This window comes from Phenylobacterium sp., from assembly GCF_036501465.1.
In the GTDB taxonomy this organism is placed as follows: Bacteria; Pseudomonadota; Alphaproteobacteria; order Caulobacterales; family Caulobacteraceae; genus Phenylobacterium.
Genome location: NZ_DASYAF010000047.1, coordinates 13895 through 33304 on the forward strand (window position 1 = coordinate 13895; position 19410 = coordinate 33304).

The window sequence follows — 19410 nt, forward strand, 5'->3', positions numbered from 1 at the left end:
TGGGCGATCATAGTTACACCAGATAGCTAGGTCGTGGTGGGGCGCGTCATCTCTCTGACCGCCGCTTCCTGCGCCTGAAGGAGGGGTCGTGGCGTCGGGCCGCGGACCCCGGGTTCCACAGGCGACGCCAGGGGCGGCCAGTCCGGTGAGTTGTTTCGTCCAGTCAAATGGCGTGCGGACGCTTAGGCGTTTGGGCGCGGGGTTGCGTGCAAAGCGATCCGCCTGACGGCGGGTCCCAAAGGGGTAGTCTATGATTTCGCGTCGGGGCCTCCTTGGCGGCCTATCTCTGCTGCCGCTCGCCGGCGGCGTGACGGGGTGTGCGGCGCGCGCCGCGGCCCTGGCGCAAGCTCAGGCGCAAGCGCAGGCGGGCGGTGCGGGAACCCAAACCGTGGCGGCCGGTCCGATGCCGGTGGTCGGCCCTGGCTCGCGGTGGAACGGCCAGGCGCTGTCGGGGGGAAGCCCGCCGACCGACCCTACGCGGACGACCGCCAAGCCGGCGGTGCAGTGGTGGCAACCTTCTGAACTTCGGCTGTCGGCCAACACGGTGATTGGCGTCGATGCCGACGCAAAGGGCGGCGTCGCCTACGTCGACTTCTGGGTCGAAGGGACGGTCCAGCGTGTCACGCAGAGCGTCTACGCCGACACCGACGTGAACGGTAACGTCCGCAAGCGCCTCGGCTATTGGATCACACTCGATAGCGGGAAGTTCAATATTCTGAGCGCCACCGGCGCCGCCCGCATCTTCGCCACGGCCACGCCCAACGACCCGACGATGCAGCCCCGCACCATCGGCAACACGCTGTCGGGCTTCAACGGCGACCGGCAGATGATCGTCTATCCCCGGACCACGGCGCACGACTTCGTCAAGACCGTGGGCGCCGCTGGCGACTACACGACCCTGGACGCCGCCATCGCCGCCATCAAGGCGGCCAACGCCGAAAGTGCGCAGATCACCTTGCTCGATAGCACCTTCTACGAACTCTCGACCGTGGGAACCACGCGCTACGCCGGCACGAAGGGTTTCCACGTCATCCAGGCGGCATCGGGCGTCAACGCCAGGATCGGCCGCGCCCTATTCCCCGCCGCCATCGCGTCCTGGCCCATCGATCCGCAGATCGAAGCCCTGGAGTTCCGGGGCTCGGGGATCACCCTGGACTTCCGTAACTTCAGCGTCCTGGGCAACAGCCTCTACAGCAAGGGCTTCCGCTTCAACGGATGCAACCTGACCAGTTCGACCGGAACCCGCGACACGCTTGAGTGGAACAAGGGCGCGCGCCCTGACGCCCTGATGCCAGTGCGGAGCTACCTCGAAGACTGCGTCATCAGCTATGTCTCCTCGACCGGCTGGTCGCAGATTTATCAGACCAACTGCAAAATCCACTCCGTGGAAGGCCACGTCTGGAGCAACACCCACTTCTCGGTCGGCAACTATGTGAAGAGCTACGACCCGGCGTTCTTCAAGAACGCGGTCCCCACGATGAAGCTGGCCTATACCGGACCCAACACCGCCACCACGACGAAGACCGGCGGCAACGACTCGGTCGGCTCCCAGTTCCAGTTGATCGAAAACGGCGTGGTCAAGAAAAGCTATGTGCTTGGCACGGTCCCTTCGGACCCGTGGTTCGAGATCAGCAGGATCATCGCCGACATCAACGCCAACGTGCCGAACTGGACCGCGACCCAACTCGACACCAGCGGCCCCGGCGGGACATGCAGCCGCCGCGCGAGCGCCCTGCAGGCCCACGGCTTCGGCAACACCAACGGCTGGACCAACCAGCCGGTGACCGCCACGCCGCTGCAACTTGACGCCTGGTTCGACCACCACTGCGACGTGGTCCAGCTCTTCACCGACGGCAGCGGAAGCCTCCGTCAGAACGGCCTCCATCGCGGCAATATCGTCGTCGGCATGGCCGACAGCGGCGCCCAGAATCAGGGACAGAAGGTGTACCTGATGGACGCTCCGACGAACGACTTCGTCGTCACCGATTTCGCGGTCCAGAGCAACGATGGCATCACGCAACATTTTGTCGCCAATACCTTCAGCCACTTTGTGTTCCGCAACTCGACCATCCTTCCGGACACGGTGCTGAACTCCGCAGCGCGCGGTGACGCCTATTGCGTCTTTGAACAGTGCATCCTCACCGATGTCGGCTGGTCCGACGCCAACGGCCCGCTGCCGTTCACGTTCAAGGATTGCTATCTTAGCTGGGCCTTCCCCTCGACGGCAGCGCCCAACGACTTTTCGAGGGCGCCGAGCTCGGGGAACACGCAGATCGCCGGCCACACCAGTCCGGCGCCCGCAGACCTGCTGCAAAGCCCGGCGACAGGCGATTTCCGACCGAAGGCCTCCACGCCGACCAAGACCAGCGTCAGCGGCTATGACGCGATGGGGAATCCGCGCACGGCCGTTGACGCCATCGGCGCATTCTCACTCGCTCAGGTCGTGGCCCTGGCCTATCCGTTCTGACGCCGCAGCGGGGCTGCCGATGCCGCCGAAGCCGAGGATGATCCATGCCTGCGGGCGGCGGGCGTGACGGCGCGGGGTCGTGCTCAAAAGCCCCTAGCTATCCATTTCAAATGGTGTTTCGGTCTGGCGATTGAATCATCTTGAGTGCGTACGCACACGCTGGCAAAAGCGTCTAAGCTTCGCTCTGGATCCGCAAAATGAACGACACTATTCAGACGCGACTAAACGACACCGCGGATCCCAATTCCCTTTCTACTAAATTCCGGAAGAAGCGGGACGAAAAACTTCGGAAACTTATATCAGAAATCGCCAGCAAGAAATCCGCCACAAGAATACTAGATCTGGGCGGGTCTGTCGAATACTGGAAGAGAGTGGGAACAGACTACCTTCGCACGACAGGTGTCAAGGTTACCATACTAAACCACATCGAGTCCGAACTCAAATCCTCCGGCGAGGACCCGGATATCTTTGAAGATGTGGTCGCAGACGCTTGCGACCTTTCAGAATTCAAGGACGGAGAGTTCGATCTTGTCCACTCGAACTCGGTAATTGAGCACGTAGGGAACTGGGGTCGCGTCGAGAAATTCGCGGCAGAGACCAGAAGGGTTGGGAATAGCTACTACGTACAGACGCCGAACTTCTGGTTTCCCATAGACCCACATTACTACAAGGCCCCTCTGATTCACTTCATGCCCCGTCCGATCCAAGCCAAGATTCTTGAGAGCTTTTCCGTATGCACCGCCGGTCGCGCTGACAGCCTCGGCTCCGCGCTTTCGATTCTTGATGGGACCTGCCTGCTTGACCGGCGCCAGATGAATCTGCTGTTCCCCGAAGCCTCCCTTGAGCGGGAGATCTTCATGGGTTTGACCAAGTCGCTGATTGCCATCCACAACCCGTAGTACGCTGATATTCAGCGCGAACGCCCCGGCCCCGCTCTATCTGTTCTGATCTCTGGCGCGGCGGTCGTGAGGGCGTCGTCGTCTAGGCGCGGCGGAAGAGTCCGACCTCGAATCCGAATTCTGGTTTCAGGTCGGTCTCCAGAAGATTGAACTTTGCGCCGGCCTTGCCAAGCGCATCGGTGAGCCGGCTCAAGGTATAGTTCCCGTGGCACTCCACCAGCAGCATCTCTACGCGGCCGATCCAGGCCTTGCAGTCAGCGAAAAGTTCCTCCTCAGCGCCTTCGATGTCGACCTTCAGGAGGTCGATGGGATCGCCGGACGTGAGGATCGAAGCCATGGTGACGACCGGAACCTCGATCGCCGCCGCGCCGTTGGGCGGCGCGCCGACCATGGTGAAGCCATGCTCGCCGGAGGACGTATGCAGCATGAGCCGCCGCTCCCAAGCGCCGATGGCCGCCGGCACGGTCTCGACCGCGAAATCAGCGACGTTGGAACGCAGGGTGGCGTAATTTCCAGGCTCCGGTTCGACGGCGACGATCCGCGCTCGCGGATAGCGCGCCAGGAACCAGCGGTCGACGAGGCCCGTGTTCGCCCCCAGATCGACAATCAGGCGCGCGTCCGGCACCGGATGGCGGACCAGGGCATCGTAGCCGCCGGAAGCGATGATCTCATTGAGGACGGAGATGTCGGTGGTGTGCGAGCGGACATAGATCGGCGCGCTCCCGAACGACTTCAGCCGAAGCTGCGCGACGATGGGCCTGCGGCAGGCAATGTAGCCGATCTTTGAGAGCGCCAGCCGGACGCGAAATACCTGGATGAAATCGGAAAATCCCGAGGCTTCTCTCAAATAAGCTCGAAGACTCGACAGGTAGTTGGTGATGACGCGACGCAGGTAGGCCACGATATCTTCCTTACCGCCACCCGGCCGGGCCATACGCAGAAGCCTTTACTCGATTTTCTCGGTTCGTCGAAACAACCTTTATGCACCCGTTATGTCAATGCGACGAGGCCTGTGACGCCAAGGCTCTGGCGCGGCTCTTGCACAGGCTTGTTCCTCTTGCGCCGACTGGTCATCCTGCCTAGGAGACATGGCGCCGTCAGGGAGAGTGCGGGCTTTGGAAACCGTCTACGACTGGATCACGGTCGCCATCTTCGGCGGACTGGTCGTCCTGTTCCTGCACAGGTCGATGACCGAGGGCGAGCCTCAGGACACCATCTTCCACTATCTGCCGCCGGCGGTGGGCTGCGCCTTCGCCAACTATGTGGGCAACCACGACCAAGGCCCGCTGTCGGCGGCGATCGTGGTCGCCGTCCTGGCCTATATCGTTCTGGTGCTGAAACCCTTCGGCGGACTGAAGTTCTGACCGGACCGCCGAACCAGCGGGCCTAGGCCTGCCGCAGCGCGTTGGCCCGCTGATCGCCGATCAGCACGTTGCGCTTGTCCGCCGGAATGGCGCCCAGCAGGTCGACCACGAAGCCATCGATGGTGGCCCAGCTGCGCTCTACGTCGTCGCCGACCATCGAGAAGCGGCACAGCAGACCGTCGGGAACGATCCCCTTCAGGCCGATCTCCAGGCGGGCGGCCCGTTGCTGCGGCCCGTTCTGGGGCAACATCTCGCCCATCCGCGACCAATAGATAATGCTTTCGTGCCGGTCGTCCTGCTCGGCGGACAACCGCCGCGCGGGCACGGTGACGCCCTTGCCGATTGGCAGGAATACGGGTTCGTTGCGCACCAGGGCGTAGCCGAAGGCGGGGTAGCAGACCTCCGGCCGGTGGAGCTGCAACTCGTCGCTCTGCTTGCCGCCGTAAGCCAGCAGCATGAGCACCGCCGTCTGGTCCTTCTGGTTCAGGTACTGGCGCACGACGAGCTCGTTGTAGAGCTTGGCCGACAAGGTGCCGGGACCATTGATGGCGTAGGGATCGCCCACGTCCTCCGACACCCAATTGCCGAAGGTTGTCGGGGCGACGTCGGCGACCTTTCCGCCCTTCAGCAGCTTCACCTCGTGGCGCGGCTTCAGGCCGACACCGCCGGCGGCGCCGGCCACGCAGGCGGCGCCCAGAAAGAAGTCCCTGCGGTCCATCATGCGGGTTTCCAGGATTTCGGCAGGCTGCGAGCCAGCACCTGGTCCGCCAGGAAGACCAGGATCAGGTCGATGGCGAACAGGAACAGGCCGGCCGTCTCATGCAGGAATCCCTGCGCCAGCTCATCGCCGCCGAAGAAGGTGAGCAGGATCAGGGTCATGATCCGGATGATGTTGCCCAGGATGGCGATCGGGATGGTGGTCGCCGTCAGGATCGCCGCATAGCGGGCTTTCGATCCGCGCAGCAGGTAGATGTAGAGCAGGCTCACCGCTATCAGGCCGATGAGCGAGTTCATGCCGGAACAGGCGTCTTCCACCAGCAGCCGATAGGATCCGACATAGATCGTCACGCCCTCGTGGCTCACCGGGATTCCGACCGCGGATAGGATGCTCATGGCCGCCCAGGAGACGAACTGTTTCAGGGGCGCGGTGAACTGGTCCATCACCCAGTGCGGCGGCGGGATCAGGAACGCGAGATAGCCGACCGGGAACCAGAGCGTCCTCATCGCCCGCAGGCCGACCCGCGAGTAGAGCAGCGACACGCCTGCGCCATAGAGGCCGGCCGCCTCGAAGGTCATGAAATCGAAGGCCCGGCCGAAGATATAGAGCGCCAGCGACGCCATCAGCCCAACCAGGGTCAGAACAAGCGAGCTTGGGGCGAACTGCGGCTTGGCGGCGGTCACGCCGCGGACCAGCAGCCACGCGCCGACCGCAAGCACGATCGGGCCGTGCGCGCCCAGTTCGGTGGTCCAGACCTGCTGGCCCAGCCCGATGATCGTCGGAACCGCCAGGGCGGCGAAGCCCACGATCAACGCCAGGTTTGCCGGCGTCAGGTAGGTCCGCAGTTGAATCGGGTTGGCGGTTGCCTTCTGCGCTTCAGCCGTCATCGCCAGATCATTCCTACGCCGACGCCCATCTCTCCCAATCCCCGATTGGTGATGCGGATCGAATTTCCGACCACGCCTTCGCACAAGATCGCGCCCCGAGCGATACGACAATTTGCATCGGGGGTGCTAACGATTTGAAACCAGTCAGCAAGTAATGGGGATTAAGGTCCTGGCGTGTCGGTCAGCCTCGGGCATGATAAGCCTGAGCGACGTCACAAGTGGTGGGACACGATGGACGCTACACAACAGAACCTGCTTGTCTTGTTCGCCTTGCTGGGCGCCGCCGGCGTCTTCGCGGTGTTTGTCGCTTTGCTTTCCAGCCAGACGCTACGGCACGAGAATCTGCGGACGATGGTCAAGCGCTGGCTGAAATAGACGAAAGCAGGCTAAGGCCCTTCAACCGCATCAGTGCTGGAAAGCGTTCAATCGGATGTCAGCGACGGCAAAGGGCGACCTTGGCGCGGATGAACCTTCGTCGCTGAGCGAGGCGGAAGCCGAACTGGGCGCGCCGCCCCCTGTCGCCGGCGCCGCCGCCATCCGTGGATCCATCGCCCAGCGGCTCGCGTCGCTGATTACCCTCAGCCGGTCCAAGGGCGGCCGTAAGGTGTTCAAGGCCAGCAGCTGGTCGGCGACCGGCTATGCGGTCACCACCCTGCTGCGCTTCGTCTCCCGCATCACCCTGGCGAAGCTGCTCAGCAACGCCGCGCCGATGGGGGACGTGACCATCATCGCCGTTATCCTGGCCGGCCTGGAGCTGCTCTGCGACCTGGGGATCGGCGTCGGGATTGTGCAGCACAAGGAAGGCGAGAGCCGGGACTACCTGGATACCGCGTTTTCGGTGCAGGCGTTGCGCGGCGGGCTGCTCGGCATCATCGCCGCGGCGCTCGCTTTTCCGATCGCATGGACCTACCACGACCCCGCGCTCGCACCCCTTCTGGTCTTCGGCGCTCTTTCGCTGCTGTTCCGCTCGTTCTCCAATCCGAGGATGTGGCTGTACACCCGCAATGTGAGCCTGCGCCGACCGGCCACACTGACCATCGCCTCAGAGGTCGTGGGCTTCCTGGTGACCATCGTCTGGGCCGTCATGGCGCCGTCCGCATGGGCCATCGTCGGCGGCACCGTCGCAGCGTCGCTCGCCTTCGCAATCGTGTCCCACTTGCTCGCCCCGCCGATCCGTTTCGGCTGGAACAAGGCCATGGCCAGGGAGATCGTGCACTTCGGCGGCTGGATGCTGCTGTCGTCGGCCACCTATTTCCTGAGCAGCCGCGGCGAGAACCTGATCCTGAAAGGCGCGATTCCGGACATCGAGTTCGGCTGCTTCGCCTTCGCTTCGATGATCGTCTCGACGCCGGTGACCGCCATCTCCCAGCTCGCCAGCCAGGTCTTCTTGCCGATGCTGGCGGCCTCGGTGCGCGAGGACCGCGAGCGCGCCTCACGCCAGTTCGCCCGCGGCAAGTGGGCCTTCACCGGGCTCGCCCTTTGCTTCGCCTGGGGCGCGATCTTCGTGGGGCCGCCGATCCTGTCGATGTTCAAGCTGCCTCGCGGCTTCGGCGACCTGACCTGGATGGTGCCGCTGTTGGGCGTGCGTGCGGCGCTGGACATCCTGGTCGCCCCGACCGGCAGCGTGCTCATCGCCTCGGGCGGTTCGCGCTTCAACTCCATGGCCAATGTGACCCGCATGATCGTGCTGGTCGTGGGGCTGCTGGTCACGGTCCACCAGTGGGGCCTGCCCGGCGCCATCGTCGTGCTGGTGGGTGCGCCAGCGTTTTCCTACTTCGCCTACCTGCCGGGCCTGCCATCACGGATTCCAGGCGGGTTGCGCGTCGACCTGATGAGCGTGGCGGTGTTCTGGACGGGCGCGATCGGCGCGCTGATCCTGCACTTCGGCCTGCACCTCAAGCTCTAGCCAAGTCCGCGGCCGAACAGGCCGCGTCGCCGCTCAGAGGGCGTTCAGCACGGTCCCAACCGCGTGGGCCCGCTCCTTCTTGAGCTGATCGGCGAGCACGCGGATATCGGACACCAGGGTCTGGTTCTTGCGGGCCACGATCAGGGCGAAGCCGGTCACCGTGCTGATCCGCAAGCCGTCAGCGCAGCTGTTGGCCGGCGGCGTATCGATGATCGTCATGTCGTAATCGCGAAGACAGCTGTTGATCAGCACCGGGAACCCTTCGCCGGAAAGGAGTTCGTGGCCCGCGCTGTCGGGCCGGCCCGCGGACAAGATGTCCAGGTTCGGCATGACGTTCTCGTCGGTGAACTCCGCCACGCTGTCGGCGTTGGAGCGGAGGCACTCATAGAGGCCGCCGCCGGTCAGCGGCGGGTTGAAGTAAGTGTGGATCGTCGGGTTGCGCAGGTCGCCGTCGATCAGCAGGGTCTTCACCCCGATCTGCGAGAGCGCGATCGCCAGGTTCACGGCGACGAACGTCGCACCGACCTCGGGCGTCGGCCCGCAGATCGACAGCGCGCGGCGCCCCATCTGGACGTGCTGCGACTGGATCCGGGTGCGCAACGCACGGATCGCCTCCGCCGCTTCGCCCGAAGGGTCGGTCAGCAGGATCCTGCGACTGACGTTGTCGATCACCGGTGCGGGCGCCGCCCGCTCGGCCCCTGTTCGGGAGGAGCGCGCCACTAGGCGTTCGCCCCGACGACGGCGTCGCGGCGGCCCCCCGCCCGCGCGGCGCGGGAGGTGCGCTCACGCAGCGCAGGGCCGACGATAGCCAGGCAGTTCAGATTGCGGTCGAACTCAAGGTCCTCGACCCCGCGGACGCGGCGGTTCAGGAGCTCGATCAGGATCGCCAGCACCAGGCCAAGCGCCAGGCCCAGGACGAAGGAGCCGATGATGATCAGCGGTTTGTTGGGGAACGCCGGCTTGTCGGGCGTCACCACGACGCCGACCGGCGACATGCCCGAATCGGCCACCCCAGCCTCGAGGCCCAGTTCGGCCGCGCGTTCTGAAGTCTTCTGGTACTGATCGCGGCGCAGGTCCAATTCGGACTGCAGCTGGTGCAGCTTCTCGATCTTGTCGCGCTCGGCGATCACCACGCCCTTCTGCTGCTGCAGGGCCCGCGAGACCTCGCCCATTACAACCGACGCACTGGGACCGGCCCTGGCGGACGCTTCCTCCTGCTTGACGATATTCGCCACCATCGCCCGCTGGGCGCGAAGCTGCTGCATGACGGGGTGGTTGGGGCCCAGCTTCTCACCGTTCTGGGCGATCTCGGCGTCGATCTGCGCGAGCTGCAGCTTGGACTGGGAGGACACGGTGACCGGAGCCGAAAGGGCCGCGGCCGGGGCGTTCGCCGCCTGCGCCACCAGGGCGGCGAGACGAGCGCTGTCGGTATCCTGCAGCGCGCCAGCCTTGTCGCCCTGCATGACGATGCCGTTCGCGCGTTCGTAGGTAGCGACGGCGTTCTGGGCTTCCTCCGCCCGCTGCCGGGCGATGTCGGCCTGGCTCGAGTACCACTGGGCGTTCCGGGTCGCATCCTGCCGGCGGGTCGCCAGGGTGTAGTCCACGAAGGACTGGCGCAGCGCCTCGGCGCCGTTCTTGGCCTCGATCGCCGACGGCGAGCTGAAGGTGATTTCGAAGATGGTGCCCGAGTCGAGGCCCGCCTTGGTCCGGTCGGCGACCTGGGCCGCCAGCCAGCGCCGGAAGTCGCGGTTGTCGTTCGCAGGCCGCGCCTGGTACTGGGCGATCTTACCGGGATCGCTGAGCCAACCCAGCTTGTCCACGACCGGCGCGGTGACCTGATAGTCCTTCACCAATTCCTTCTGCGTCTCGATGTAGGCGCCGAAGTTCTGAATGTTCTGCGCGACGCCCGTGACGGTGTCCGGCTTCAGCACGTTCATCATCACGTGCGCTGTCCCCTCGTATCGCGGCTGCACCAGCAGTGTGACCGCGAACCCCCCAAGGAAGGTGAAGACGGTGCAGGCGATGATCAGCAGCCATCGCGCCCGGATGATCCGCAGGAACTGGATGATACTCATGGTCTGAACCTATCCCGCTAGAACAGCCGTTCGCCGATCTTGATGATGTCGCCCACCTTCACCGGGTCGTCGAGAGACACCTTCTTCACCTCTTTGCCGTCGCGGATGAGGGTGACCTTGTTCTCGCTGCCGTTCTCCGTGACGCCGCCGCCGCGGGCGATCGCCTGGCGGATCGACATCTTGTCCGACACCGGGAAGGCGCCCGGGGATTTGACCTCCCCGGAGATATAGAAGACCTCGGTTTCCGACGTGGGGACATAGATCTTGTCGCCGGCCTTCACGATCGGATCGTCGTCGCCCGACCCCTGCGCAAGCTTGTCGATGGAATATCGCACGGCCTTGTCGGCGCCGGCGCGCGTCAGCAGGACATAGGTGCCGCCGGTGCCGCCCCGTCCGCCCACTTTTGCGATGATCTCCGAAAGCCGATAGTTGCGATCGAGCGGCAGCAGGCCGGGCGCGGCGACGTTGCCGAGCACCGTCACATAGCGGCTCGAGATTCCCACCACGTCCGCGCGGACCACGGGATCGGAATAGAACCCGCCCTTGATCAAGGCCTGGCGCACGTCGTCGGAGAGTTCGATCACATTGCGGTCGACGGCCTTGATGTGACCGATCAGGGGCAGCAGGACCGTGCCGTCCGTAGCGACCCGCACGCGATTGGTGAAATCCTGACGGCCCACCAGCCCGATCTCGACGACGTCGCCGACGCCGATGACATAGGAGCTATCGACCGGCGCGGCCGGGGCCGAGCCGGCCGGGGCCGCCTCCTGGCCCTGACCGCCAGCGGGCGGTGGAGCGGGCTGGCCGATGGCCTGGGTCTGTGCGACCCCGATCATCAGGATGGCGGCGACCAGGCTCAGCAGTGCGCTTCTCAACATGCTCTGCATCCAATTAGAACTTTCCGGACAAGCCGATCGAGACCCGGTCCGCATTGTAGTTGAACTGGCGCACGTCCGCCGTCCGTTCGAGATGCTGGGCGTTCAAAATCACGGTGAGCTTCTGGCCGACCTTGATGTTGATGCTGCCGTCGATCTGGTTGCTGTCGCTCTCGCGAAGCTGCAGCAGCGCGATCTGATCGGCGCCGCGATATTCCTCGCGCTGATGCGACACACCGGCCTGGAAGGTGATGCGCTGCGTCAGGTTGTACGTCGCATTGAGGTGCAGGTCCTCGGAATGGACGTAGCTGGTGGTGGAGAGCGGCGAGGCATTGTTCCCGAGATTGTAGTCGAGCGTGAACTGCGTCCTGGAAGTCATCCGATAGGCCAGCGAAGCGGTGACGCCCAATCCGTCGGACTGGGTGTGGACGAACCCGCCCTCGATCCGATTGTAGAACACCGAGGCGGTTCCGCTGAGACGAAGGCCCACCTTCCGGGCATATCTGAGGCCGACGCCATATTGCCGCACATCGGGAACCGAAGTCGGCAAGGTGGGGTCCAAGGCCAGCAGCAGGTTGTCCTGACCGTACTGGATGTCGGAGTAGACGCCCAACAGGGAAAGGTCGCCCAGGACAGTGTTGTGATAGCCGACCGCGACGTTGCCGCTGACGGTCTGCGAATCCACGAAACCGGACGTCTTGGCGCTGTTCTCCAGCTTCGAAACGCCGCCCGAGATATCCACGAAGATCTTCCGGCGTCCGCAGGTGACGTCAGCGTTCCCCGAATCCTGGGTCGCGATGTTCTTCGCGATGGTCGCCACCGCCACCTGTTGAATCTGGGTCTCGCGATGGGAGTAACCCCCCACCAGCGTCGCCGCGCAGATTCCCAGGCGTTCGGCTGCGCCGACAGAAAGACGGTAGTTGTTCGCATCGAGCGTGGAATTGCGCGCGTAGCGCTGCAGCTCGGCCTGCCCGTCGAAGAACAGCAGCTGGCGACTGGAAGGCAACATCAGGGTGATGTTCGTGCCCGCGCTGTAGATCTCGTCCTCGGGCGTCAGGCGCCGTTGGGAGGCGACGCTCGCGTTGCCGCCCGTGACATTGCTGTCATAGGCCGCATCCGCATGCCCCTCGATCGCGATGCGCTGGTCGCCGTTCGGCACCCCCGGAACGCCGGCGCCCAGACCGCCGGCCATCTGGGCCTGCGCGCCCTGGGCGCAAAGCAGGGCTGCGCCCAAGGCCGCCAGGCCCGCGAACGTGCGGCTGCGCGCCGGCAGGCCGCTATTCGTCAAGGGATTGGTCGCGAGTCGCATCACCCCCCCGTTTTTGCGGGAGCGGCCGGGGCCCCGGCGGCCGGGGCCGCGGCGGGGGCTGCAGGCGTCGCCCCAGGCTTCGCCGCCGGCCGCTTCACCGGCTCGTAGCCCTTGGCGTATTTGACGTCCTTCAGGCCCTGCTGGACCACCGAGCCGAACTGCCGATTGATGGTTTCCTGGACGCGGGTGCGGCGCAGGTATTCGGTCGCATGGCGCTTGGCGATGTCGTTCCCCACCGGATCGACCTTGGTGTCGACGATGTGGCCGGCGATCACCGTGCCGCCGGGCTGCGGTACGATGAACACGTCATCGGGCTTCAGCTTCATGATCTGTTCGATGAACTTCGGGTCGACCGCCAGCGCATCGATCTGGGTCTGGTTGCTGCCGAACGGAATCTTGCGCGAGGTCAACAGCGCGCGGACTTCGTCCAGCGTGTGCAGCGGCTGCAGCGCCTTGGCCAGGGTGGGATCGTTCGGCGTCGGGAAGCGGACCACGTCGACCGTGAAGCGTTTGCGGGCGCTGTAGAGGTCGGGATGCTGGGCGATGAAGGTGTTGACCTCATCGGGGTTGGGCGCCGGCACGGACTTGACCAGCTTCTCCTGCCAGTCGCGGACCAGCAGGGCTTCGGTCGCCTGTTGCTGCTGGCGCGCGAATTCCGGTGTCTTGTCCAGTTTCTGCTTGCGCGCCGCCTGGGCCAGGATCTTCCGCTGGACGATCTGCGCCAGCACCTGTTGTTCGGCGGCCTTGCGCACCTGGGCGTTGGGGGCCTGGAAGCCGTTCATCGCGCTTTGCAGGTCCAGCGCGGTCACTTCTTCTTTGCCGACTTTGGCGACCACCTGACCCTTCGGCTGGCCGTTGCCGCAGGCCGTCAAGCCCACGCAGGCGACGGCCGCCATGGCGACTGCGAACTTCACCTTCATCCGTTAATTCCCCCTCAGCCTCATTCCTGGACCGTGCCGGCGCTGTCTTGGTCGTTCGGACTAGTCGTGTCCATCCAGAGTTGATCTTTGTCCGAATTCCGACAGGTCGGAAGCTGAAATCGCCACAGTTCCAGCCGATGCGTCCAGCATGTTTGAACGCTCCTATACCACAGTCTCTTTCCAACTCCTTGCCCAGCTCTAGGCCGCCGCGCACATGCCGCACCGGCTACGCTGGACGGTGAGGCGGCGCACCCTTAATCCTCTGGAAGGTTAGACTCTCCATGTCTGGCCAGGAGCGCGCCGCACCGCGCCGTTCGAACCTACGCCAGGGCGTCGTAAGCGATGTCGATCCAGTTCCGCACCGCCGCCGCCAGGCCCATCGCCCTCGCCTGGCGAAAGCTCTGGCCGTTGCTGGTCCTGGCGTTCGACTGGACGTTGGAACGGTTCCCGATCGTCGGCCGGGCCTCGGCGCGGCGGCGCACCCGCGTCGTACTGGCGCCCTACAAGCGGATGTACTCGCTTCGAAAATCCATTCTGAAGGTCTCCTCCGTCCCGCTGGTCGTCTTCGGCTGCCTGCTCTATGGCTTCTTCTTCGGGCTGACGGCCCCCTACCTGCTGGTGCCCTTCGCGGTGCCGATCGTGATCCTGGCCGCCACGATCATCTGGGCGCTGCCGGAGCAGCGGACGGCGCCGACCCTGGCGGTCGAGTACCTGTTCACCGTCCACTTCGCGATCGTGGCCCTGTGGCCACGCTACCTGGCCATCACCTTGCCAGGCATGCCGTGGATCACGCTGCTGCGCCTGTTCGGCCTGCCGATGGCCGCACTGTTCCTGGTCAGCCTTTCCACCAACCGAGCCTTCCGCAAGAGAATCCATGAGAGCGCGAGCTCGCTGCGGCCGGTCTGGCTGTGCTTCTGCGGCTTCGTCTTCGTGCAGATCATCACCTCGGTGGTCTCGACCTCGCCGGTCGCCTCCATCCAGGCGGTGTTCGACCAGCAGATCTACTGGACCTGCATTTTCCTGATCAGCTGCACGCTCTTCCGCAAGCCGGGCACGGTGGAGCGCTACTGGGCCCTCCTGTGTTCGGTCTTCGTGGTCCTCTGTGTGATCGGGGCGGTCGAATCGCGGGTGCACCACGTCCTGTGGGCTTCGCACATTCCAAAGATCCTGAAGGTCCCCGACCCTTCGGTGCAGGTGACGCTGACGCCGGAGTTCCGGCCTGGGACGAACGTCTATCGCGCCAAGGCCGTCTTTTCGACGCCGCTGGCGTTCGCCGAATACATCTCGCTGCTGACGCCGTTCTGGCTGCATTTCGGCTTCTCGCCGATCCGGCCGTTCCTGCGCGGCGTGTGCTTCGCGATGATCCCGATCACCTTCATCGTCGTGCGCATGACCGACGCGCGTCTAGGCCTGGTCGGGATGCTGGTCTGCCTGCTGCTCTATGGCGCCTTGTGGACCATCGTCCGCTGGCGGTCGAACGCTCGCGACCTGTTGGCCGCCGCCGCGGTCTATGCCTATCCGGTCCTGTTCATGGCCGGCGTCGGCGCGATCCTGTCCAGCCACCGCGCCAAGATGATGCTGCTGGGCGGCGGGGCGCAGGCTGGCAGCACTGAGGCGCGGAACTCCCAGCTCGGCATGGCCATGTCGAAGATCTGGACCCACCCCTGGGGTTTCGGCAGCGGCCAGTCCGGCAACGCCATGGGCTTCGCCAAGGGCGACTTCATCACCATCGACAACTATTTCATCACCCTGCTGCTCGACTACGGCCTGGCCGGCGTCATCCTCTGGTACGGGATGTTCATCGCGGGGATCGCCACCTCGGTTCGCTATTGCGTCTCACGCGAATACGGCCAGCGGCCCGAGGCGAAGCTGCTGGCCCCGCTGGCGGTGTGCCTGACGGCCTTCCTGATCGTCAAATGGGTGCACGGCCAGTCCGACAACCACTCGATCTTCTTCATGTTCCTCGGGATGATCTGCGCCCTCGTCTATCGGCTGCGTCACGACCCGGCGCCGGAGGTTGCGAAGCCGGCCCCGAAGCGCCGCCGAGCCGATGGCAGGGCGTCCAACCGCCCGCAGGAAGCGTACACTTCCTAGAGCCGGCCGGCGGCGACGCTGAACCTGTTGCGCGCCTGCGCTTTAACCTTGACCGAGGCCAGACGCCGCGCCGCGGGGCGTCTCGCCCAGCTTGGGCCAAGATTGGGCGACAGGTTGAACGCCTGCCGGTCACGGGCGGATTAGTAAGCAAGTCATCTTTCGTGTGGTAGAGACCTGCGTTCACGCTAAGAGGTAAGAAGTGCCCATCTCGGCTCGAATCCGGTCGCTCTGGCCGCGCAAGAAGCCTTCGAAGGCGCGCCGGCCCGAAGGGCTGGCGATGCAACCTTCGACGCCCATCGTCGTCGCCGAGCGGCGCCCTGAGAAGCCGTCGCTGGGGCTGCCCCGGTTCCACACCACCGCCGCCGACCACGTCGATCGCGAACGCGCCGATCCGCGGGCCCGCGAGCGCGTCCGCCTGCGCGGCACCTTCACCCCCGCACAGCCGGTGATGGACCCTCGGATGTTCGCCGGACGCCGCGACATCCTGGAGACCCTGATCCGCGCCGTGGAGGACCAGCGTTCGCACGTGGTGATCTACGGCGATCGCGGGGCCGGCAAGACCTCGCTGCTGCGCATGTTGTCGCTGGCGGCGATGGAAGCCAAATATATCGTCGTCTACTTCTCGTGCGGCGCGACCTCGGACTTCACCGAGACCTTCCGCACCGTCGCCGCTGAGATTCCGCTGCTCTACCACTCGGCGGTTTCGCCCACGAGTTCCAACGTCGGCACCTCCCTCCTCGACCTGCTGGACCAGGGCAAGCTGACCCCTCGCCTGTTCGGGGACGCCGCAGCCAAACTGGTCGGCACCCGGGTGCTGGTGGTGCTGGATGAGTTCGACCGCGCCGAACTGCCCGAATTCCGGCGTGACGTGGCCGAGCTCATCAAGACCCTGTCGGACGTGTCCGCGCGCCTGCAGCTGGTGATCGGCGGCGTGGCCACCGACCTCATCGACCTGATGGAGCACATCCCGTCGATCCGCCGCAGCGTCGCGGCGCTGAAGGTGCCCGCCATGGCCGACGTCGAAATCGCCGGCCTGGTCGACAACGGCGCGAAGATGAGCGGCGTCAAGTTCGATCCGGGCGCGATCGAATTGATCGTCACCGCCGCGCGCGGTTCGCCCTATCTCACCAGCCTGCTCTGCCACTTCGGCGGCATGCTGGCGCTGGACGCCGGGCGCGTCCGGGTCGAGATCGAGGACGTCACCCGTGCGCTGGACGACGTGATCGAGGACTTCCGCCGCCGTCTGCCGCAGCAACTCGTGCGCCAGTTGGACACGGCGACCCAGAGCATGATCGCCGCGGCCGCCGTCAGCGAGGCCGGCAAGCCGGGCCGCTCGCGCGCGGCGCTGACCGCCAACATCGCCGCCAGGGTGCTGGAGAAGCTGGAGAAGGATGGGGTCCTGGCCGGCGTGAAACCGGCGGCCTACACCCTGATGATGGACAGCGTGACCCCCTACCTGCAGCTCAATACGGCGCGCGAAGACATCATGCGGACGCCGCCCGCCGAAGAAAAGCGCGCCAGTTCCGCCAGCGCCTGACCGAGCCCCTAGTCCAAAGGTTCGGCGTTATCGTCGCCTGAATCGTCCTCGTTGATGGTCAGCGCGCGCTTGCGCCGGTCGCTCAGCCACCCGGCCCAGACGAAGATCACGAAGCCGACCGTAACGATACCGAGGACCGGCAGGGCCAGGACATCCACGCGTTCAATCCTCCTTGCGCCCACACCCGGCGCCCGGGGACGAGACTAGATCAAACCGCCGGCCTGGCGAAGGGCGACAAGAACGCCGCCTCAGGCCGCCGCTTCCCTGAACGCTGCGCCTTCCATCTCCAGCAACCACCGCTTCCGCGGCAGGCTGCCGCCATAGCCGGTGAGCGAGCCGTCGGTCCCGATCACCCGGTGGCAGGGCACGACGACGGCCACCGGGTTGGCGCCGTTGGCGTGGCCGACGGCTCGAACGGCGGTCGGCCGCCCGATGCGCGCCGCCAGGCCGGCGTAGCTCAGGGTCTCGCCGGCTGGGATCGTGCAGAGCGCCTCCCAGACCTTCAACTGGAAGGGCGTGCCCGAGGCCTGCCAAGGCACCGCCTCCAGCGCCCGGGCCTCGCCGGCGAAATAGGCCTCGAACGCCCTGCGGACGGCCGGCGGGCTGCGCCCCTCGACCAGGGCGGCCTTCGGGTAGTGGCGGCCGATCCAGACCTTCATGGCCGCCTCGTAATCGGTCCAGTTGAAGGCGCGCAGGGCGCCAGCCTCGTCGGTCACCACGAGCGCTGTTCCGATCGGCGATGGAATACGGTCGAGCGTCAGGCTCCGGACGGCGCCGCTAGGCGGCCTGGCGGTCTTGTTTGCTGTGTGGGGCATCGGTCTTGGTCCGTTTGGCGAGGGTGAGCTGGTCCGCGTCGGCGGCCCAGAGATGTTGCGCGGCGTAGGCCCGCCAGGGCCGCCAGGCCGCGGCGCGGGTCAGCAGTTCCGCAGGCGTGGGCCGGCGCCCGGCCTCGTCCTCCATGGCCCGCAGCAGGCCGATGTCAGCCTGGGGGAAGGCGTCCGGCTCGCGCAGTTCGCGCAGGGCGATGTACTGGGCGGTCCACTCGCCGACGCCAGGCAGCGCCTTCAGCGCGGCGATGGCGCTGTCGAGATCGGCGCGCGGGGTGAAGATCGCCGGATCGGCCGCGACGGTGCGGGCCAGGGCCTCCAACGCCGCGCCGCGGGCCTTCGGCATGCCAAGCGCTGCGATGTCCTGGCCGACCATCCGCTCCGGCGCCGGGAAGGCGCGCGTCAGGCCCAGGGAGGCTGCGAACGGTTCGTCGATCCGCTGGCCATAGGCCTCGGTCAGCTTGGCGGCCAGGCCGCGGGCGGCGGTCACGGTGATCTGCTGGCCCAGGATGGCGCGCACAGCAAGTTCGAAGCCGTCCCAGGCGCCGGGCGCACGCAGCCCCGGTCGCGCGGCCACCAGCGGCGCGAGCGCCGGGTCCTGGCTCAGGTGCGCGCCGATCAGTCCCGGGTCGGCGGTCAGGTCGAACACCCGGCGGATGCGGGCGATCGCCGCCGGCAGCGCCTGGACCCTTGGAAAGCGGATCTCCGCCACCAGGAAATGGCCGGCGCCCGGCGAAACCGTCACCACGCCCACATCGCCGTCGATGGCGAGTGTTCTCGCGTAGCGCTTGGGGGTCACCGTCTCCACGCCCGGGATCGCGCGAGCGGCCAGGAAGCCGATTATCGCGGCCCAGTCGTAGGGTGGCTTGTAGGGCAGCTTGACGGTGATGCCACCAGCGGCCGCGCTGGCCTCCTCCTGGCGGCTGCGGCGCAGGGCGCCCGGCGGGCGGCCGAACAGCTGTTGGAAGGTCTCGTTGAAGCGCCGCACGCTGCCGAAGCCGGAGGCCAAGGCCACCTCACCCATCGGCAGGCGGGTCTCCTGGATCAACTGCTTGGCTAGCAGCACGCGCCGCGTCTGGGCCACCGCGACGGGCGAAGCGCCCAGGTGCTGCTTGAACAGCCGCCGCAGTTGCCGCTCGCCGACGCCGAGCCGGCCGGCGAGGCCGTCCACGTCGCCGTTGTCCAGCGCCCCGCCCTCGATCAGCGCAAGTGCGCGCGAGACGGTATTGGACGTGCCGCGCCAGGCGCCGAGGTCCGGCGACGCCTCCGGCCGGCACCGCAGGCACGGGCGATAGCCCGCTTCCTGGCAGGCCGCCGCGGTCGGATAGAAGGTCATGTTCTGCGCCTTGGGCGTGCGCGCCGGGCAGATCGGGCGGCAGTAGATGCCGGTGGTCCTCACCGCCCCGAAGATGCGCCCGTCAAACCGCGGGTCGCGGGTCAGGAAGGCGCGGCGGCAGGCTTCGAAATCCATATCCATGGTCGGGAAGATGGGGACGCCGGCCGCGAATGTCTCGCGGTTTTCGGACATGGAT

General features: G+C 65.9%; 18 protein-coding genes. 7 read left to right on the forward strand and 11 right to left on the reverse strand.

The genetic code is table 11. The annotated features are described in order from the left end of the window. Positions 1-250 precede the first annotated feature (250 nt). A complete protein-coding gene (locus VGL85_RS05015; protein WP_331586629.1) occupies positions 251-2467 on the forward strand; it encodes a hypothetical protein in 2217 nt (738 codons plus the stop codon). 197 nt (positions 2468-2664) lie between these two features. Continuing rightward, positions 2665-3366 (forward strand): class I SAM-dependent methyltransferase, encoded by a 702-nt coding sequence (locus tag VGL85_RS05020; RefSeq protein ID WP_331586631.1) that lies wholly within the window; start codon positions 2665-2667, stop codon positions 3364-3366. An 82-nt stretch (positions 3367-3448) separates the two neighbouring features. Here VGL85_RS05020 and VGL85_RS05025 read toward each other — a convergent pair whose 3' ends face one another. Beyond that, entirely contained in the window at positions 3449-4267 is an 819-nt protein-coding gene (locus tag VGL85_RS05025; protein ID WP_331586633.1) for an FkbM family methyltransferase, read from the reverse strand. A 214-nt stretch (positions 4268-4481) separates the two neighbouring features. On the opposite strand from VGL85_RS05025, the gene VGL85_RS05030 reads away from it, so the two are divergent. Then, positions 4482-4730, forward strand: a complete 249-nt coding sequence (locus tag VGL85_RS05030; protein ID WP_331586635.1) for an XrtV sorting system accessory protein — start codon at positions 4482-4484, stop codon at positions 4728-4730. A gap of 22 nt (positions 4731-4752) precedes the next feature. Here VGL85_RS05030 and VGL85_RS05035 read toward each other — a convergent pair whose 3' ends face one another. Together VGL85_RS05035 and xrtV are read right to left on the reverse strand one after the other, a co-directional pair. Beyond that, the gene (locus tag VGL85_RS05035) at positions 4753-5451 is read right to left on the reverse strand and encodes an exosortase C-terminal domain/associated protein EpsI (RefSeq protein ID WP_331586637.1); all 699 of its coding nucleotides are present in this window, start codon (positions 5449-5451) and stop codon (positions 4753-4755) included. Further along, the gene (xrtV, locus tag VGL85_RS05040) at positions 5448-6335 is read right to left on the reverse strand and encodes an exosortase V (protein WP_331586639.1); all 888 of its coding nucleotides are present in this window, start codon (positions 6333-6335) and stop codon (positions 5448-5450) included. Before xrtV ends, VGL85_RS05035 begins: the two co-directional genes overlap by 4 nt. Before the next feature lie 174 nt (positions 6336-6509). Here xrtV and VGL85_RS05045 point away from each other — a divergent pair, with 174 nt between their 5' ends. Together VGL85_RS05045 and VGL85_RS05050 are read left to right on the forward strand one after the other, a co-directional pair. After that, complete coding sequence (locus VGL85_RS05045; protein WP_331586641.1) at positions 6510-6710, forward strand: hypothetical protein; 201 nt, start codon at positions 6510-6512, stop codon at positions 6708-6710. Positions 6711-6765: 55 nt separating this feature from the next. Further along, positions 6766-8241, forward strand: coding sequence for an oligosaccharide flippase family protein (locus tag VGL85_RS05050; protein ID WP_331586643.1), 1476 nt, complete (start codon positions 6766-6768; stop codon positions 8239-8241). A 33-nt stretch (positions 8242-8274) separates the two neighbouring features. On the opposite strand, the gene VGL85_RS05055 is transcribed toward VGL85_RS05050, so the two are convergent. The 5 genes from VGL85_RS05055 to VGL85_RS05075 are packed head-to-tail and all read right to left on the reverse strand — an operon-like array spanning position 8275 to position 13420. After that, entirely contained in the window at positions 8275-8961 is a 687-nt protein-coding gene (locus tag VGL85_RS05055; RefSeq protein WP_331586645.1) for a CpsD/CapB family tyrosine-protein kinase, read from the reverse strand. Beyond that, the gene (locus VGL85_RS05060) at positions 8961-10316 is read right to left on the reverse strand and encodes a GumC family protein (protein ID WP_331586647.1); all 1356 of its coding nucleotides are present in this window, start codon (positions 10314-10316) and stop codon (positions 8961-8963) included. Before VGL85_RS05060 ends, VGL85_RS05055 begins: the two co-directional genes overlap by 1 nt. Positions 10317-10333: 17 nt before the next feature. After that, complete coding sequence (locus VGL85_RS05065) at positions 10334-11194, reverse strand: SLBB domain-containing protein (protein WP_331586649.1); 861 nt, start codon at positions 11192-11194, stop codon at positions 10334-10336. Between the two features lie 13 nt (positions 11195-11207). After that, complete coding sequence (locus VGL85_RS05070; RefSeq protein WP_331586651.1) at positions 11208-12500, reverse strand: outer membrane beta-barrel protein; 1293 nt, start codon at positions 12498-12500, stop codon at positions 11208-11210. After that, complete coding sequence (locus tag VGL85_RS05075) at positions 12500-13420, reverse strand: SurA N-terminal domain-containing protein (RefSeq protein WP_331586653.1); 921 nt, start codon at positions 13418-13420, stop codon at positions 12500-12502. Before VGL85_RS05075 ends, VGL85_RS05070 begins: the two co-directional genes overlap by 1 nt. Positions 13421-13762: 342 nt before the next feature. Here VGL85_RS05075 and VGL85_RS05080 point away from each other — a divergent pair, with 342 nt between their 5' ends. Beyond that, positions 13763-15514: an O-antigen ligase family protein gene (locus VGL85_RS05080; RefSeq protein WP_331586655.1), complete on the forward strand. Its 1752-nt coding sequence runs from the start codon at positions 13763-13765 to the stop codon at positions 15512-15514. A 277-nt stretch (positions 15515-15791) separates the two neighbouring features. After that, complete coding sequence (locus VGL85_RS05085) at positions 15792-17051, forward strand: ATP-binding protein (protein ID WP_331586657.1); 1260 nt, start codon at positions 15792-15794, stop codon at positions 17049-17051. 8 nt (positions 17052-17059) lie between these two features. On the opposite strand, the gene VGL85_RS05090 is transcribed toward VGL85_RS05085, so the two are convergent. The 3 genes from VGL85_RS05090 to VGL85_RS05100 all read right to left on the reverse strand — a co-directional run bounded on the left by VGL85_RS05090 (position 17060) and on the right by VGL85_RS05100 (position 19406). After that, on the reverse strand, positions 17060-17209 hold the full coding sequence (locus VGL85_RS05090) for a hypothetical protein (RefSeq protein WP_331586659.1): 150 nt from the start codon (positions 17207-17209) through the stop codon (positions 17060-17062). Between the two features lie 90 nt (positions 17210-17299). Next, a complete protein-coding gene (locus VGL85_RS05095; RefSeq protein WP_331586661.1) occupies positions 17300-17767 on the reverse strand; it encodes a methylated-DNA--[protein]-cysteine S-methyltransferase in 468 nt (155 codons plus the stop codon). A gap of 61 nt (positions 17768-17828) precedes the next feature. Further along, positions 17829-19406, reverse strand: a complete 1578-nt coding sequence (locus VGL85_RS05100; RefSeq protein ID WP_331586663.1) for an AlkA N-terminal domain-containing protein — start codon at positions 19404-19406, stop codon at positions 17829-17831. Positions 19407-19410: the final 4 nt, after the last annotated feature.